At 69.5% G+C, this 15,510-nt stretch carries 15 protein-coding genes and 1 pseudogene; 6 read left to right on the plus strand and 10 right to left on the minus strand.

What is annotated here, in order from left to right:
* Positions 1 to 1,066 precede the first annotated feature (1,066 nt).
* Positions 1,067 to 1,360, minus strand: a pseudogene (locus tag AB0M46_RS29810) (bifunctional DNA primase/polymerase); the annotation flags it as partial.
* 150 nt (positions 1,361 to 1,510) lie between these two features.
* Here AB0M46_RS29810 and AB0M46_RS29815 point away from each other — a divergent pair.
* Positions 1,511 to 1,705, plus strand: a complete 195-nt coding sequence (locus AB0M46_RS29815) for a hypothetical protein (protein WP_363341284.1) — start codon at positions 1,511 to 1,513, stop codon at positions 1,703 to 1,705.
* Positions 1,686 to 1,868, plus strand: a complete 183-nt coding sequence (locus AB0M46_RS29820) for an HAD hydrolase-like protein (RefSeq protein ID WP_363341286.1) — start codon at positions 1,686 to 1,688, stop codon at positions 1,866 to 1,868. The genes AB0M46_RS29815 and AB0M46_RS29820 overlap by 20 nt, the downstream gene beginning before the upstream one ends.
* Before the next feature lie 84 nt (positions 1,869 to 1,952).
* Here AB0M46_RS29820 and AB0M46_RS29825 read toward each other — a convergent pair whose 3' ends face one another.
* From AB0M46_RS29825 to AB0M46_RS29835, 3 genes are read right to left on the minus strand one after another with little or no spacing between them, the layout of a single operon-like run.
* Positions 1,953 to 2,399, minus strand: a complete 447-nt coding sequence (locus AB0M46_RS29825) for an HIT family protein (protein ID WP_363341288.1) — start codon at positions 2,397 to 2,399, stop codon at positions 1,953 to 1,955.
* 3 nt (positions 2,400 to 2,402) lie between these two features.
* Positions 2,403 to 3,260 carry a macro domain-containing protein gene (locus AB0M46_RS29830; protein WP_363341290.1) on the minus strand — a complete coding sequence of 286 codons (858 nt, stop codon included), beginning with the start codon at positions 3,258 to 3,260 and terminating at the stop codon, positions 2,403 to 2,405.
* Complete coding sequence (locus AB0M46_RS29835; RefSeq protein WP_363341292.1) at positions 3,257 to 3,766, minus strand: TIR domain-containing protein; 510 nt, start codon at positions 3,764 to 3,766, stop codon at positions 3,257 to 3,259. The genes AB0M46_RS29830 and AB0M46_RS29835 overlap by 4 nt, the downstream gene beginning before the upstream one ends.
* A gap of 941 nt (positions 3,767 to 4,707) precedes the next feature.
* Between AB0M46_RS29835 and AB0M46_RS29840 the strand changes: the two genes are divergently transcribed.
* Both AB0M46_RS29840 and AB0M46_RS29845 read left to right on the plus strand, forming a co-directional pair.
* A complete protein-coding gene (locus AB0M46_RS29840; RefSeq protein WP_363341294.1) occupies positions 4,708 to 5,058 on the plus strand; it encodes a Uma2 family endonuclease in 351 nt (116 codons plus the stop codon).
* Positions 5,059 to 5,360: 302 nt separating this feature from the next.
* Positions 5,361 to 6,161, plus strand: coding sequence for a DUF4184 family protein (locus AB0M46_RS29845; RefSeq protein WP_363341296.1), 801 nt, complete (start codon positions 5,361 to 5,363; stop codon positions 6,159 to 6,161).
* An 18-nt stretch (positions 6,162 to 6,179) separates the two neighbouring features.
* Here AB0M46_RS29845 and AB0M46_RS29850 read toward each other — a convergent pair whose 3' ends face one another.
* On the minus strand, positions 6,180 to 6,995 hold the full coding sequence (locus AB0M46_RS29850) for an MBL fold metallo-hydrolase (RefSeq protein ID WP_363341298.1): 816 nt from the start codon (positions 6,993 to 6,995) through the stop codon (positions 6,180 to 6,182).
* A 243-nt stretch (positions 6,996 to 7,238) separates the two neighbouring features.
* Here AB0M46_RS29850 and AB0M46_RS29855 point away from each other — a divergent pair, with 243 nt between their 5' ends.
* Together AB0M46_RS29855 and AB0M46_RS29860 are read left to right on the plus strand one after the other, a co-directional pair.
* Positions 7,239 to 7,754, plus strand: coding sequence for a SigE family RNA polymerase sigma factor (locus tag AB0M46_RS29855; protein ID WP_363341408.1), 516 nt, complete (start codon positions 7,239 to 7,241; stop codon positions 7,752 to 7,754).
* A complete protein-coding gene (locus AB0M46_RS29860; protein ID WP_363341300.1) occupies positions 7,747 to 8,952 on the plus strand; it encodes a hypothetical protein in 1,206 nt (401 codons plus the stop codon). The genes AB0M46_RS29855 and AB0M46_RS29860 overlap by 8 nt, the downstream gene beginning before the upstream one ends.
* A gap of 68 nt (positions 8,953 to 9,020) precedes the next feature.
* Here the strand turns inward: AB0M46_RS29860 and AB0M46_RS29865 are convergent, their stop codons facing one another.
* From AB0M46_RS29865 to AB0M46_RS29885, 5 genes are all read right to left on the minus strand, one after another.
* Complete coding sequence (locus AB0M46_RS29865) at positions 9,021 to 10,409, minus strand: FHA domain-containing protein (RefSeq protein WP_363341301.1); 1,389 nt, start codon at positions 10,407 to 10,409, stop codon at positions 9,021 to 9,023.
* 224 nt (positions 10,410 to 10,633) lie between these two features.
* On the minus strand, positions 10,634 to 13,282 hold the full coding sequence (gene cphA, locus AB0M46_RS29870; protein WP_363341303.1) for a cyanophycin synthetase: 2,649 nt from the start codon (positions 13,280 to 13,282) through the stop codon (positions 10,634 to 10,636).
* Entirely contained in the window at positions 13,272 to 14,075 is an 804-nt protein-coding gene (locus AB0M46_RS29875; protein ID WP_363341305.1) for a cyanophycinase, read from the minus strand. Before AB0M46_RS29875 ends, cphA begins: the two co-directional genes overlap by 11 nt.
* A 183-nt stretch (positions 14,076 to 14,258) precedes the next feature.
* Entirely contained in the window at positions 14,259 to 15,107 is an 849-nt protein-coding gene (locus tag AB0M46_RS29880; RefSeq protein ID WP_363341307.1) for a hypothetical protein, read from the minus strand.
* Positions 15,108 to 15,114: 7 nt separating this feature from the next.
* Positions 15,115 to 15,492 carry a helix-turn-helix domain-containing protein gene (locus AB0M46_RS29885; protein ID WP_363341309.1) on the minus strand — a complete coding sequence of 126 codons (378 nt, stop codon included), beginning with the start codon at positions 15,490 to 15,492 and terminating at the stop codon, positions 15,115 to 15,117.
* Positions 15,493 to 15,510 lie beyond the last annotated feature (18 nt).

Below are 15,510 nucleotides of genomic sequence, written 5' to 3' on the forward strand. Positions count from 1 at the left end.
GAAGCGCAAGCAACTCGGCCCATCTCCTCGACGGTACGTTCTGGATGTCGTAAGGAGGACGCGCCGCGAGCATGGTCATCGTGATGTACAGCTTCAGCCGCACCTCGCCCCCATGCCCACCTCGAAGCATCCGGGCCAGCGGTGGCGGCTTCGCCGGATCGTCTGTCCGATAGAACGCCGGCGGGAACTGAACCCGAACGCGCCGAGACCGATCCACGGCACGCTGGAGTAGGCGTTGCCCCTCGACGGTGGGCGCACTCGTAAAAGATCTTGACATCCCTATGCCTTTGCAGCGGAGAAACCGGGGGTGTAGGGGTGAACGGGGTACTAGGCGTACCAGCCGTACTACCCTATATACCTTTCCGCCGCAAGCGTGATACTGGCTCCGCTGCAACCGCTTGGCTAATCTGCTGGTACTTCGCACCTACCCCGCAGAGCTTATCCCCCATTACCCGCCGCAAAGGCGGGATCACCTGCTTTGACCTGGTCTTTTACCTCTGGAACTCTGGGAGTCGCTCGCCCGCCGCATCAACTTCGGCTCGAGTGGGATGGCCTCCCCCGCGGGGCGTCCAGACGGGCGGGCGCCGTTCCAGCGGCGCCCGCCCTGTGCCCCATGCAGTGCCCGTCGCGGACCCAGAAGGGACAAAAGGAATGGTAAAGCGCAAGACGCGAGGTAGGCGGCTGGTCACTGGCCGGTGCGCAACCTGCAACCAACACCAGCGCATCACCCGAACGCTCACAGCGCTGGCTGCGTGCGCCTCTGCACTGCAGGTGGCCAGCAGGATCGCGGAGTTGCTCTGGTCGAGTCGTCGATAGCCACTCGAGGGCACAGCGTCGAACATCGCGCAAGCGACTAGGGTGCCGCGCCGCACCGAAGTAGGACAGAGAGGCCCGCGAACAGGGGAAACCCCCGGTCGCGGGCCTCTCTCGTCGGTCCCGCTCGGTCTCACTCGAACCAGGCGGATCTCACCCGTCGCGATCAATACGCGACCACGCTGGCGTGGCATCGGGCCAGGTCACGCGGCGGTGTCGCCTTGGTCGTCGCCCTCTGCGCCCCGGTCGAGCCCTAGCGCGAGCCCGATGCGGTACAGCGCGGCCCCCGTTCCCCCGTCCAGGCACTTCGCGTAGACGTCCAGCAGCAGCTGCGCACCGGCACCGGGCCGGTCGGCACGCTAACGGCAGTCGGCAGGTTCGGCCGGCATGCCTCCACCAGCGCCGGGGGCATCTCAACCAAGGAGCGACCGCCGGTCCACCGGTACGGGCGTCCGGCGCGCGGGTGGATCGACGGCGGCGCCACGACGTAGCCACCGTCGCCGCGGACGTCCACGCCCGTGCCGAGGCGGCCGTGACTGCACTGGACGGGCGTTTCGGGGTGGAGGTAGTAACAGGTGCCATCCGCCGCTTCCCGTTGCCATCTGGTCGGGCTGGGTCGGCCTGGGGGGGCTGACCGGGTTCGGGGTCGTGCACCCGCTGCCCGGCCGCGCGCGACTCAGGGCGGCCGGTGGCGATTGTGAGTAACAACTCCGCCAGCGCGATCGAGGCGTACCTAGGAGCCCACCGACTCACCGACCGCATTGCGTTCGTTTCCGGCCGCGCCTATGCCCAGCCGGACCGCATGAAGCCCCACCCAGAGCCGCTGTGGCGCGCGGCGACGGCTCTCAAGGTCGCGCCAGAGGTGTGTGTGTGTGTGTGTGCTGATCGGTGATTCGCTGTTTGACATCGAGGGCGCCCAGGCGGCCGGCGTGCCGGTGATCGCGTACGCCAATAAGCGCCCGAAGATTCAGCGCTTCACAGGCGCCGGAGCGGATGTCACCCTCACGAACATGGGCGAAATAGCCGCGGCGCTGCATGACCTCGGCAGCCGCTAGCTAGGCTTTTCCGCTCAGGCGGACGTGCAGCCGTTGGACGCATTATCCCGCGTTCCGACTCCGCGCCACTCTCACGTCCGCGGATCACTCAAAAGTTTTCACAACCGGAAGAAGGCGCGCTGCGATCGCGTCTGTTTCGGCCACCGCCAGCTCGTCGACGTCGCCCCAATTCGTGCCGCCCTCCTCTAGCGTTCCAGCGACATGGAAGTGGACGTGGGGAATGGTTTGGTTGGCAGGAATCCCGTTGTTCTGCCAAACGGCTATTCCCGCAGGCGTAAAGACCGCTTCGATAGTTTTCGCCGCTGCGACTATCTCTTGCATGAGAGCCGCGGACTCGCCAGGGCTAATGTCCAAGATCGTTCGACAGTGTCTCGTAGGAATCACTAGCAGATGTGCCACTCCTCGCTGCTCCCGCGTGACAAGCGTGGCCACTAGATCGGAGCGACGAAGGATTGTGTACGGACGAAGCCCATCAAGGTAGTCGCAGAAGGCGCAACGGTCTACGTCCGGAACTTCTATGGCACTCGACATTCTTTAGAACTCCTGAAGGGATCGGAGGAAAGCCTGGAGTTCGAGCATGTCCAGGTTTTTGACGTCTTCTTTGCGTACGACAATGTCCAGCCGGTCGCAGACTCTGCTATCGCGTGAAGCGAAAATGAACGACAGGGCGGTCAGCCTGATTGAGTCTTGCGCAGGAAGTACCTGCGATATCCTTGACAGTCCCCCGCCAATGACGGGCATGGCGAGAGGGTCACCATTCGCGTGCTCGCGAACCTCATCCCATAGTGCGGCCAGGCTTTTCCAGATCCCGTCCGCTGTTGCCTGTGCCTGATTCTTGGCACTCATCCGTGAGTAAGCGACGCAGAAATAGTGGCGGCGGAGCATGCGGATTACGGCCACAGTGCCAATAGGGTAGACGTCTTGCTTTCCCGCTTTGTCGAGCTTGCCTACAGGCTCTTTTCCGGCGAGCGCTACCGTAATGTCGGCATCCAACGTTGCGACGTCCGACTTGTACACCTGGGACAAAAACTGCCCTTGAACACCTCCCGCCTGAATAATGTGAGGAACCGCCGTGTCGAACGTGTCACACATACCGATTACTAGATTCGCATCTTGTTTGAAAAGGTCGCCTTCAACGATGCGGATCTGGGTGTTTGGTTTCGAGTAGCGCTGTTCGACGGGGCGGGGCCAAGCTCGATAAAGGCCATAAATCAGGGCAAGCCCACCTACCGCCCAGCCGAGCGGTAGGTGGACCTTAGAGATTGCGTTCGGCTTCAAGACATCGATCAGTCCGGCCAACGCTGCAACCACACCCACAAAGGCGAAGGTTTGGACGAACAGGATGCGCCAGAACCGCTGCGTCTTGAAATCGCGCAGAATGGTGAGAGTCATATTCCCAGGCTGGTGTACGCGGACGAGGGGTACTGGTGAGGTCCGACCTTGCCGCTGACCGCGAAGTTCGGAGCATAATCGTTCAGCGCGTGCATGATGATGGCCGGCTGGAACGAAACGGACACCGTGTAGTACCCGGCGTCCAGGAGCGGCTGAGGGATGAACGACGTGTCGACCCTCCTGTCGCCATCGTGGTTGGCAACCACTACAGGCAGATCGAACTCCATGATCACGTCGATCTCGTAGGCGAGGAACGACGTGCCGTCGCTGCCCTTCCGCCTGGCGTTGGGGCTGCCCACAAGCACGACCTGCTTCGCGTTCTTGAGGCGCTCGCGCAGACTGCGCTTGATCGTCTCCGGCTTGCTGGTGTCGCGGGCTTGGAGAAGGTCGTGGGCGTTGTAGAAGTTGAACTCGATGTGGTCGTTGTCCCGCCAGGCTTTCATCAGGTAGTAGTAGTTGATGTCCTCGCTGGCAAACGCCGCGTAGGTCTTGTTCCGGTAACTCATGCATGCCCCTTCCCGCACGCGACGCCGGAAGGTTCTTGCCGTTGAGGTCGAGCCATCCCGACCATCAACTGCTACGGTGATCGTCTCACGCCAATGAGAACGAGCCCCGGTTCGGCGTCCAGGCTATCTAGCCCGGACCGTCCGAGCTGGGGCCTGTGCGTGCGTGGCTAGCAGTCTAGGCCACCGAGTGCCAGCGATCTTGGCGCGAATTACACGACTGTAACTCAGGACCCACTCATTCCGGCATGTGGGATCGGAGCGGATCTTGAGCCCGAATTCTGGACGAGCGGCCCGGCCGCATGCATCGATACTCGCCTACGATGGACGTGATCAATGACGGGCTCCTGCTGCAGCAACCCTCGTACATGAGTACGACGCACGTTCGGAGGCATCGTCGAGCATCTAATTAGCGTTGCGAAGAAAGCTTTTCTGGAATAGTTACAGAGTTCGGCGCTTGCTCGCCAAAATTGATGTAACTACATGTTTAGCCAGGGCCTGGCCGTCTCAGATGGCCCGTGGCCCCCTCCGGCCACGATCCGGCGACCCCCGCCAGCCCCAGCGGCGCGCCAGCACCGTGACCGCGTCCAGTCGGCCGACTCGGCGGCCCGCGACCTGGGCGCGACACCAAGGGGTCATCCGGCGGCGTTTGCGCAGGTAGCAGGACCTGCTCAGCTAGGACTGTAAATCCGTCGCGAAAGCTACAGAGGTTCGAATCCTCTACCCGCCACCAGGCAGACAGTAAGGCCCTCGACCAGGGGAAACTCTGGACGGGGGCCTTCTTCAAATACCTGGCCCGGGCCGGCCGAATCCGGCTGGCCACTGCTGGTTGTGGGCGGATCGTGGGCAGGTCGATCTTGTCCGCGCCGCGTGGAGTTGCGGCTTCGGTCATGAAAAGCTTGAGCCAGGTGCTGGCCGGGAGGTGGTCCGAGAGGAGCGTCGCCGTGCTGGAGCACGTCGGTCCGTGGAGTGAGGCGGATTACCTCGCGCTCGGCGAGGCGGTGGATCGGATCGAGCTGCTCGATGGGAGCCTGCTGGTGAGCCCCGCCCCGACGAAGCGCCATCAGCGTCTGTCCCGGCGGATCGCCAACGCCCTCGACGAGCCCGCTTCAGAGGCCGGCCTGGAGGTCTGGGAGGCGGTCAACGTCCGGCTGCACACCGGCCGGATCGTCATCCCCGATCTGGTCGTGGCGGACACCGACGATGACGGCGCGATGACCGAGGCTACGGCGTACCTCGGTCATCGCGGTGCTCAAGAACTTCGCCGAGCGTCCTCGGCCGTGGGTCGACGCTGACAACTAGCGTGTCGACTTTGGCTTGACGGCCCGGTGTGCGTCCGGGTTCCGGGTCGGTGCCCGACGACGGCGACGTGCTGCGGGCGGACAGCGCGCAGCTTTCGGGGCATCCATGGCGGGCCGGTGTCGTCCTCGATCTGCAACCGGCTGACCTGCCGTCGGGACGTAGCGCCCCGCCCGGCCCCTTGCGCGTGACGAGCACGCGCCCGTTGCCGGCTCGTACTTGGCAGCCCTTGGCGTGATGCACGTACCCTGACCTTGATCGACAAGGACGGGGCGATGAGCTCCTGAGGAGGAGTTTGATGCCCTTCACGCTGAGCCACCCGGCTTTGATCCTGCCGCTGAGCCGGCGCCCGCTCGTTGCCTCGGCCCTGGTCGCCGGTGCGGTCGCCCCGGATCTGCCCTACGTCCTCCCGCAAGCCACCTCGGCAGCGTGGGGGCCGTACAGCGACTACAACCTCACCTACACGCACGAGTTCGGCACCGGGATGGTCGCCGGGACGATCGGAGCGCTGCTCCTGGTCGCGCTGTTCCACCAGGTGCTCAAGCGCCCGCTGATCGCACTGCTCCCGGCTGCTACGGCGGGGCGACTGACCGGGCCTGCGGCGCAGTTTCGCTGGTCGGGGGTGCGGCAGGTCGGCTGGATCGTCCTGTCGGCGGTGATCGGAGTGCTCAGTCACTTGGTCTGGGACGCGCTGGTCCACGAGAACGGCTCCGGTTCGTGGTCGCCGCTGCCGGACACACAGAAGGTGACCGAGGGGCTGTGGTGGGCGAGCACCCTCGTCGGGGCGCTGGCCCTGGTCAGCTGGATCTACCGATGGTGGCGCCGGCAGGCCGGTGGGCCGGTCGGGCCGCGGGTGACGCTCAGCCCGGCCGCGCGCTGGTGGACGCTCGCGGCGATGGTGGTGGCCGGCGTCATCGCAGCCGTCCTGCAGTTGGCGCGGCAGGGCTACGGCGTGCTCGACGCTATTCACTCGATGGCTGTGCTGCGTCTGGTGGTGACCGGCGCGATGTCCGGCGTCGGTGTGGGGGTGCTGGTCTATGCCGTGCTTTGGCAAGTGTCGGTGGGCCGGCGCGGAAAACGAGAACCCGCAGGACTTTAGGAGTAGTCCGTGGGCGGCTCAGCCTCGGCGCAGCGGGGTCCAGGAGCCGTGCTCGGGGGTGAACAGCAGCGAAGAGAGGCCGGCCTCCTCGAAGGCCACCTCGAGGTCGTCGCGCCCCTCGGAGAAGTGGGCCCAGCCGTCGTAGTGGGCCGGGATGACAACGTCGGCGCCGAGCACGGCGGCGGCGGCCGCGGCGCGGCGGCTGTCCAAGGTGAGGGGGCGTCCGCCGAACTTCGCCGGCACCCGGGCCGCCCCGGCGTGCAGCACGGCGGCGTCGACGGCCGGCGCGCGGCGGGCGATCTCGGCCACGGTGCGGATCGAGGCGTTGTCGCCGCTGATGTAGACGGTGGGCAGGTCCTGGCCCGACAGGACGAACCCGGTGACCTCGCAGTTGACGTTGCCGAAGGGGTCGCGTTCGCCGTCCTCGGGGCCGTGGACGGCCGGGACCGCGAGCACCGTCAGCTCGCCGCGACCGTCCGGGCGGGGCAGCGAGTGCTCGGTCCAGGGGGCCAGCCCGACGGCCGGTGAGCCGAGCTTCTCCGCCGACCGGGGACCGGCCAGGACCAGCGGTGCGGCCAGCGCGAATGCCCGGCCGCGATCGTCGAGGTTGTCCGGGTGCTCCTGGTGGCTGACCAGGACGACGTCGACCGCGCCGACCTGCTCCTCGGTCGCGACGGGTGCGATGGTCTTGGTGAGGTACCCGTGCTGGCCGATCGGGTCGAACGTGGGGTCGCTGACGATGCGCAGGCCGCCGAGGGCGAGGACGACGGTCGGGCCGCCAAGGACGGTGGCGGCGCACGCGTCCGCCGGCAGCGCTGTGTAGATGTCGGGCACGGTTCCCCGTACCCTCGCGGCCGGTCTTCACACTGCGGCAGGCATGGCACGCGCTCGCCGGGGAGCCCCGGTGGTCGGCCGGGCGGACCCGGGGACTGTCAGCTGGGCGACAAAGGATTCACTGCAACCTCTTTTCCCGGTGCGGCGTGTTGTCGCCGAACAAGCAAACAAGCCGAACGACCGGATCGCCGGTCGGTACTGGGGAGGAAGGGCAGTGTGAGTACCTTGCTTGACGGGGGCAGCGTGGGGAGTCTGTCCGACAGCGGGCCCCCCGCTCGCGGCAGAGAGTTCGACGAGTTCTACGCGGTGCACTTCCAGCAGCTCACGGTCCAGCTGTTCGCCTACACCGGCGACATGGCCGCGGCCCAGGACGTGGTGCAGGAAGCGTTCTGCCGGGCGCTGGCCCGGTGGAAGCGGGTCGCCGATATGGACGACCCCGCCGCCTGGGTGCGCCGGGTCGCTTGGAATCTGGCCACCAGCCGGTGGCGGCGGGCCCGGACCGCGATGGCCTTCGCGCGCCGGCATCGCGAGGAGCACGTCGCCGCGCCGAGCCCCGATCGGGTCGCGCTGGCCCAGGCGCTGGCCACGCTGCCGGAGCAGCAGCGGCGCGCGGTGATCCTGCACTACCTCGCGGACCTGCCCATCAGTGATATCGCGCGCCAGGAGGGTGTCGCCGAAGGCACCGTCAAGTCCTGGCTGCACCGAGGGCGCACCGCCCTCGCCGCCCGCCTCACCGACAAGGAGAACCACCGTGCCTGACTTCGACAACGACGACGAGCTGCTCGCCAACGCCTTCGCAGGGTTCCGCAACGAAGTCACTCCCTACGTCAAGCCCGCCGGTACGGCCGCGGCACACGCCACGCTGCGGCACCGCAACAAGGTGCGAGCCGTCGCCGCGAGCGGGCTGGCCGCACTAGCGATCGCCGTGCCGATGGTGGCGTACGCAGCCGGCGGCGGCGAGTCCAACGGGCCGCCGGCCCTGCCGGCCGACTCGCCCAGCGTGGTCGTGACGAGCACGTCGCCGGCCGCGCCGAGCCCGGATGCCAGCACCACGCCCGCGGCACCGGACGGGCGGATCACCAAGGCGGACCTCAGCAACGCGACCTTCAACGTCCCCGCCTGGCCGAAGGGGTTCGACGACAGGTGCGCGAAGGGGATGGTGAAGTTCACCGCGAGCGAGGCGTCGGGCAACCCCAGCACCCAGATCGAGGGCGACCCGGTGTACGTCGACGTCGACCACGACGGCGCGCAGGAAACGATCGTCATCGTGTCGTGCGGCACTCAGGGGACGGACTACAAGGTGCTCGCGCTCGACCGGGACGCGCAGGGCAAGATCGTCACCCTGGGCCAGGTGGTCGGCAGCGCCGGGACCCCGGGCAAGGAGGGTAAGGACATCGAGACGATCTGGAAGACCGAGGCCGGCGACAACGGGCAGGTCCGGGTCGACGTCGGGGAGTACCGGCCCTGCTGCGCGTACGTGCAGGCCTCGCAGCACCAGTGGCGCACGTACGGCTGGAACGGCACCGCGTTCACCCAGACCGCGGGGCCGACCACCTTCGGGCCCAACCCGAAGGTCGGCAACCTCAGCGTCAGCGCCGGCAAGCTGACGATGGTCGCTACCGGGCCGTCGACCTGGGAGGGCACCATCAAGGTGACCGTCCATAATGCCGCGAGCTTCGCGTCGCCCGGCAAGGTCGAGATCTCGTTCAACCTCCCACAGGGGTCGACGGTCCAGTCGACGGACTGCCAGATCAGGCCGGACGCGCAGCCGTCGCCCTGCCTGAGCGGCAGTATCCCGGCGGGCGGCACCAAGGTGTTCACGATCAAGCTCACCACGACGATCGACCCGCAGACGGTTGACCTCAACGTAGTCGCCGCGCCGGTCACCGACAACGGCGGCGCCTACCCGACCCTCGACAACACCGGCTCGGCGAAGGTGCAGGTCGTCAAGGCGTAATCAGCAGCACCAACCCGGACGGACCAGCCCAGCTCGTAGGCCGACTACGAGCTGGGCTGGTCCCGCCGTCAATCGACCAGTCGCATGGCGACGGTGGGGGCGTCCAGCAGTACCGACGCCGGCTCGGAACCGACGACGGTCTGCAGCCGGTGGTCGCCGACGACCAGTTCGACGCCCGTGTAGAGCTCGATCGAGTCCCAGCCGTCCAGGCGGTACGACTTGCGGTAGATGCGCTCGGTCTCCTCCTTGATGTCGGGGCTCGAGCGCTTCCAGATGAGCGTGCCGTTGTCGGCGAGGTCGGTCACGACCAGGCGGCCGGCCTCGACCGAGAGCCGGACGTGCTCCTTGGCGATCCAGGCGGCGGCCGCCTCGTGCAGCCAGGCGCCGACCGAGATGTCGTCGGGGTCGGACGGCTCGCGGCCGACGACCACCGGGCGGGCGGCATCGACGACGAAGCGGCGGCGGGCCAGGTCCTCGACGACGACCGCGACGGCGAACGCCGCCGGGCGGGGGCCGGCGTCCTTGACCGCCTCGCCGTGGCGCGGGCAGGCGGGCACGCCGCCGCGCATCCGGGGCACGGGCTGGCCGATGCGCCGGTACTCCCCGAAGGCCGGGCAGTCGGGCTCCTTGCACCGCCACTGCCGGGCCATCAGCGACGCACCCACACCGCTGGGCTCGGACCGGGTGAACCGCCGCCGCACCACCCTCGTGCGGCCGAAGCGCTGCGCCCCACGGGCCGTGAACGACTGCAACCCGTCGGGCCGCCCGCCCTTGTCCTGGTCCGGCTTCGCGGAGGGCTCCGCAGCGGTCTCCCCCGCTGGCTCTTCCAAAGCGGAATCAGCGGAAGTCTCATCGGCGGCGGTCACCGGCTCGGCCATGGGCTTCTCGGTGGCCGGGTCGTCGGGGTCCGGCGGGACGATCGGCAGCGTCGCCTTGCCCACCACCACCAGGCGCTCCTTGCCGTCCTTGGGCGGGGAGGGCTCGCCGCCGGGGGTGAGCACCGCGCCGCCGGCCCGCGGGGTCAGCCGGAGGATCCGCTCGGGGCTGTCGGTGAGCCAGGGGAAGCGGGCGGCGTACTGCGGCACGTCCCGCACCACGATCAGCGGAAGGCCGGTGAAGTCGGCGATCTCCACCGGCCGGTCGGCGACCACCGGCGTGACCTCGATCAGCCCGTCGTCGGCCCAGCGGCCCAGGACCATCCGCTCCTTGGAGGTCAGCGCGGCCTCGGAGAGCACCTCGCGCCCGGCCACGGGGTACAGCATGGCGCCCGCGTCGATGAGGTAGCGGCTCAGCGCGTCGACCACCATGCCCAGCCGCAGCAGGTTGATCGGGCGGCCGCCGTCCAGCGACATGAACCGGGCGACCTCGCCCAGGTCGACCACGGCCTGCGCCAACGTGACGTCCGTGGTCAGCCGCTGCTCGATCGTGTCCATGACCCGGCTGATCTCGAACCGCACGGCGTCCTCCTTCGACCCCAACACCCTAAGGCGAGGCGCCCCCGCGTGAGCGGGACGCCACAGGATCAGACTTGTCTACCAGTCAGGAAGGTTGTCCGCCATAACCTACAAAACGACGATCAACTTACGAAACGGTCAGCCGTCCTCCACGGAGGACGATTTCGAGGGCCCGTCGAGGCGCCTGCGGCCGGCTGCGCCGTCGTCGGCTGTGCCGAGGGGTTCGATCAGACGGTACCGGTCCACGCCATGGTTTTGCCCAGCAGCACGTCAGCCACGCCGACCTCACCGGTAGGACGCGCGCCCAGTGCCCCGAGCAGCGCGAGGACGGGCTCGATCTTCTCGTAGATCAGCAGCACCACGTCGCCGGGGCGGGCCATGGCGAGGGCGGCCGGGATGGCCTCCTCGACCGTGCGCACCTCGACGCAGGAGGCCTGCGGGGCGACCCGGGCGAGCTCGGCCCGCAGCATGCCGGGCACCTCGCCGACGGCCCTGCCGCGGCGGTCGGCGTCCTCGTAGAGCACCACCCGGCCGAAGCGGGCCCCGACCATGGCCGCGGACTCGCGCAGCAGGTCGTCGCGGCGGTCGCCGGGCAGGGTCACCGCCGCGACCGCGCGCTCGCAGCCCCAGACCCGCTCGACCAGGTCGCTCACGGCGGCGATGGCGGCCGGGTTGTGCGCGTAGTCGATCAGCACGTGCACCTCGCCGCAGCGCATGAGCGTGCCCCGGCCCAGGTTGTCGGTGAAGGTGCGCAGCCGCTCGGCGACCCCGGCAGTGGTCACCCCGAGCACCCGGGCGGCCGCGGTGGCGGCCAGGGCGTTGGCCACCAGGTGCCGGGCCGCACCGCCGAAGCCGCCGCCGAGCTCGTGCGCGGCCAGCAGCGGCACCCAGCGGCGGCCGGCCAGCTCGACCAGCCAGCCGTCGGCCAGCAGGTAGGCCCGGCCGCCGGAGTCCCAGTGCCGGCGGACCAGCGGGTTGCGCGGGTCGAGGGAGCACCAGATGATCTCGCGTCCGGGGAAGTCGAGCTCGCGGCTGCGCGGGTCGTCGGCGTTGAGCACGACCGCGCCGCCCTCCCGGACCCGCTCGGCCACGACCGACTTGACGTCGACGAGGTCCTCGATGCTCTCGATGCCGTCCTGGCCGAGATGATCGCTGGAGAGGTTGGTGATGACGCCGACGTCGCTCCAGTCGTACCCCAGGCCCTGGCGCAGCAGGCCGCCGCGCGCGGTCTCCAGCACGGCCGCGTCGATCGTCGGGTCGCCGAGCACGATCTGGGCCGAGCGCGGGCCGGTGGCGTCGGCCCGCTGCACCAGCCGCCCGCCGACCACGACCCCGTCGGTGGTGGTCACGCCGACCCGCAGGCCGGCCCCGGCGAGCAGGTGGGTGGTCAGCCGGGCCACCGTGGTCTTGCCGTTGGTGCCGGTGATGGCCACGACCGGGATCCGTGACGGTGCGCCGGCCGGGTACAGCGCGTCGACGATGGCCGCGCCGACGTCGTGCTGCTCCAGGTGCATGCGCAGGCCGGGGGCGGCGTTGACCTCGATCACGCCGCCGCGGCCCAGCGGCAGCTCGGCGGCAATGTCGGGCAGGCGCAGGTCGATGCCGGCGATGTCCAGCCCGACCAGGCCGGCCACCCGCCGGCACAGGTCGGCCACCGACGGGTGCACCCGCCGGGTGACGTCGACGCTGGTGCCGCCGGTGGAGAGGTTGGCGTTGTCGCGCAGCCAGACCGTGCGGCCGGGTTCGGGCACGTCGCGCAGGGTCAGCCCCTGCCGGCGCAGCAGCGTCTCGGCGACCGCGTCGACCGCCAGCCGGGTGAGCGCCCGGTCGTGCCCGGCGCCCCGGCGCGGGTCCTCGTTGGCCCGCTCGACCAGGCCGGCGACGTCGGTGCGGCCATCGCCGATCACATGCGCGGCGACCCGCTCGGCGGCGGCCACGATCTCGCCGCCGACGGTCAGCACGCGGTAGTCGCACCCGTCGAGCTGGCGCTCGACGACCACCCCGCCGCCGTCGGCGGCCGCCGCCGCGTAGGCGGCGCGCACCGCGTCCTCGGTGTCGAGGCCGAGGTACACGTGCCTACCCTGACGGCCGCCGCGGGGCTTCACCACGACGGGCGGGCCGAGCTCGTCGAAGAGCGCGAGGGCCTCCTCCACCGAGTCGGCCGCGCCGCCGTCGGCCACCGGGATGCCGGCCTCCCCCAGCAGGCCGCGGGTCAGCTCCTTGTCGCCGGCGATGTCCACGCCGATCGCCGAGGTCTGGTCGGTGAGGGCGGCCCAGACCAGGCGCCGGTGCCGGCCGTAGCCGAGGCGCAGCAGGCTGAGGTCGCTGATCCGCTCGACCGGAATGCCCCGCTCGCGGGCCGCCCGGGCGATCGCCTCGGTGCTCGGCCCGGGCTTCTCCCGCTCGTACTGCCGCCGCACCCCGGTCAGGTCGGGCACCGAGGACGGCTCGTCGCGGGTGAGCGGCAGCACCAACTCGATCGCCGCCCTCAGCAGCAGTTCGGACATCTCCGAGTCGTACGGCTCGTCGAGCGGGCACTCCATGATCACGTCGAAGACCGACGGGTCGGAGGTGCCGACCGTGCGGCCGAAGCTGACCGTGCGGCCGATCAGGTTGGACAGCTCGATCGCGATGTGCTCGGCGGTGTGGCCGAAGTAGGTGCCGCCGTACAGCCGCTTGACGAAGCCACCGGGCGCCCCGGCCGCGCAGTGGTGCTCGGCCAGGCCCGGCAGCAGGCCCAGCAGCCGCTCCGGCAGGCCCGGGAAGTCGCAGGTCTCGCGGCCGGTCAACCCGTCCAGCCGGACCTGGGTGACCTGGACGGGGCGCGCGAGGTACCGGTTGGGTCCCCGCAACCGCCGGCTGCTCTCAATCCGCATGATCCTCTTCCGCTCTCCTCATCGGCGACCGGTCGGTCAGGTTGAACCGGTGCCCGGCCGGCAGGACGTGCAGTTGGGCGCCCCACAGGGCGATCGGGCCGCCCGCCTCGGCCGAGGCGCAGCTGATGTCGATGGCCTTCCCGGCGTCGATCACGGTGACGGTGCCCCGCCCGAGCACCTCGAAGACGTCACCCTTGACGAGGATCGCGGTGTTCTCGTCGATGCCGAGGCCCAACTCGTGGGGGAACATCGCGACGGCGCTGAGCAGCCGGTTGAGCCGCCCGCGCTCGGCGAAGTGCATGTCGATGAGCACGCTGGGCAGGAACTCCATGCCCGGCCCGGTGTGCACGCTGGTGGTGCTCACCGAGGCGAGGCTGCCGCCGAGGATCATGGTGCTCGACATCATCGTGGCGCCCGCGCTGGTACCGGCCAGGATCATGCCCTCGGCCAGCCGCGCGTGCAGCGCCGAGTCCACCCGGGAGCCGCCGACCACGGTGGTGATCCGCAGCTGGTCGCCGCCGGTGAAGAAGACGCCGGTGGCCCGCTCGATGGCGGCCATGGCGAGGTCGCTGTTGGCGTCCTCGCGCGACTCGAGCCGCAGGGGCGTGACCCGGCCGGCGCCGAGCCGGTGGAAGACCTCGGCGTACTCCTTCTCCCGATCGGCCGGGCTGAGGCTGGCCGTGGCGATGACGACGAGGTGCGCATCGGCCCCGCCGGCGAGCAGCACGAAGCGCTCGAGGATCTCGTCATCGCCGGGGTCATGGCTCTCCGCGCCGCCGATGACAAGCAGCATTCCGGGCATTCCACCTCCAGAGCCCATCTTGCAAACCGCCGGGGCCCGCCGTACGGCGTTTGCCGGTTTTGGCCCGGGCGGCCGCCCGTCGCACATTGACGCCCGTCCCGCCGTACTGAGCGCAAGTTGCACGCATGAAACGTTTCATGACCGGACGAGGGAGCGCGGCGGCCGCCGCCCCGGTCACCCTCTCCAGGCTGGGCGGCGACGCTCGAACGGGCACTGGTACCACAGGAAGTTCGGCAGCCGCCGGGTCTCGTACGCGCTGCCGTCGACCCGCACGGGGAGCACCACGTCGGGGGCGGGCAGGGCGGCGGTGCGGACCCAGCTCAGGCCCTTGCCGCGGGTTCCGCCTTCGCGCCGCAGGCGGTCGAACAGGCCCGGCGGGGCCCAGTCCTCGGCGAAGGCCTCGACCAGGCCCTCGGTCGTGTCGGTGAACTGGTAGCGGGCGGCGTACGGGATGCCGTTGTGCCGCCACACCAGCAGCTCGACCGGGCGGCGGAGCAGGGACTCCAGCCAGGCCAGCGGGGAGCCGATCTCGTCGTGGACGGGGGGCTCGGGCATGGCCAGCGGGGTCGGCTCCGCCGATGGGAGGTTGGTGTGGCTGTCCAGCTCGTCGCCGCGCAGGCGGCCGTTGAGCAGGTGCAGGCCGACGCACAGGAGCTCGGCCTGGTCGCGCAGGGAGACCATCGCCACCACCGAGCCGTCCTCATCGTTGCGGAAGACCTCGCTGCGCGCGCCGCCGGCCGGGAGGTGGCGGGCGCCCTCGCGCAGGCCCTGCACCATGGCGGCCTCGAACTCCGTGAACTCGTCGTCCTCGGAGGGGAACCAGTCGTCGCGGCGTTCCTCGGCCGGGGGTGGCTTGCGGAGTTTGCCGCGCATGTCGGCGGCGATGAGCACGGCGCCCGGGCCGAAGAAGGCGATGCCCATCCCGCCGGCGATCTTGTCGGAGAGGTCGCCGTCCGCGAGCAGCAGGCCGGTGCTCGCGGCCACGAAGACCAGGCACCCGATCAGTGCTCCCCGTTGATTCACGCCGAGATCATGCCCTGCGGCGCTCGTAGGCGGCGCGACTTTCCTCGATATGTGGGACGTGCTCCATGGCCCAGCCGGCCAGGGCCAGCGCGGGGCCCAGGAGGCTTCGGCCCGTGGGGGTCAGGGTGTACTCCACCCTCGGCGGGACCTCGGCGTGGACCTCACGGGCGACCAGGCCGTCGCGCTCCAGGTTGCGCAGGGTCAGGGTCAGCATGCGCTGGGAGATGCCCGGGACCCGCTGGTGGAGATCGGTGAAGCGCAGCGTCTGCTGGTCCAGGGTGGCGACCACCAGCAGGGTCCACTTGTTGCAGATCTGCTCCAGGATCTGGCGCAGCGTGTGGCCGCCGTCCCCTCGGATCATGCAGAGGTGTTCGTACTGCGACATGGCGCTCCCTGTGCGTCA

Origin of the sequence: Dactylosporangium sp. NPDC051485 (genome assembly GCF_040682015.1) — a bacterium.
Taxonomy (GTDB): Bacteria; Actinomycetota; Actinomycetes; order Mycobacteriales; family Micromonosporaceae; genus Dactylosporangium.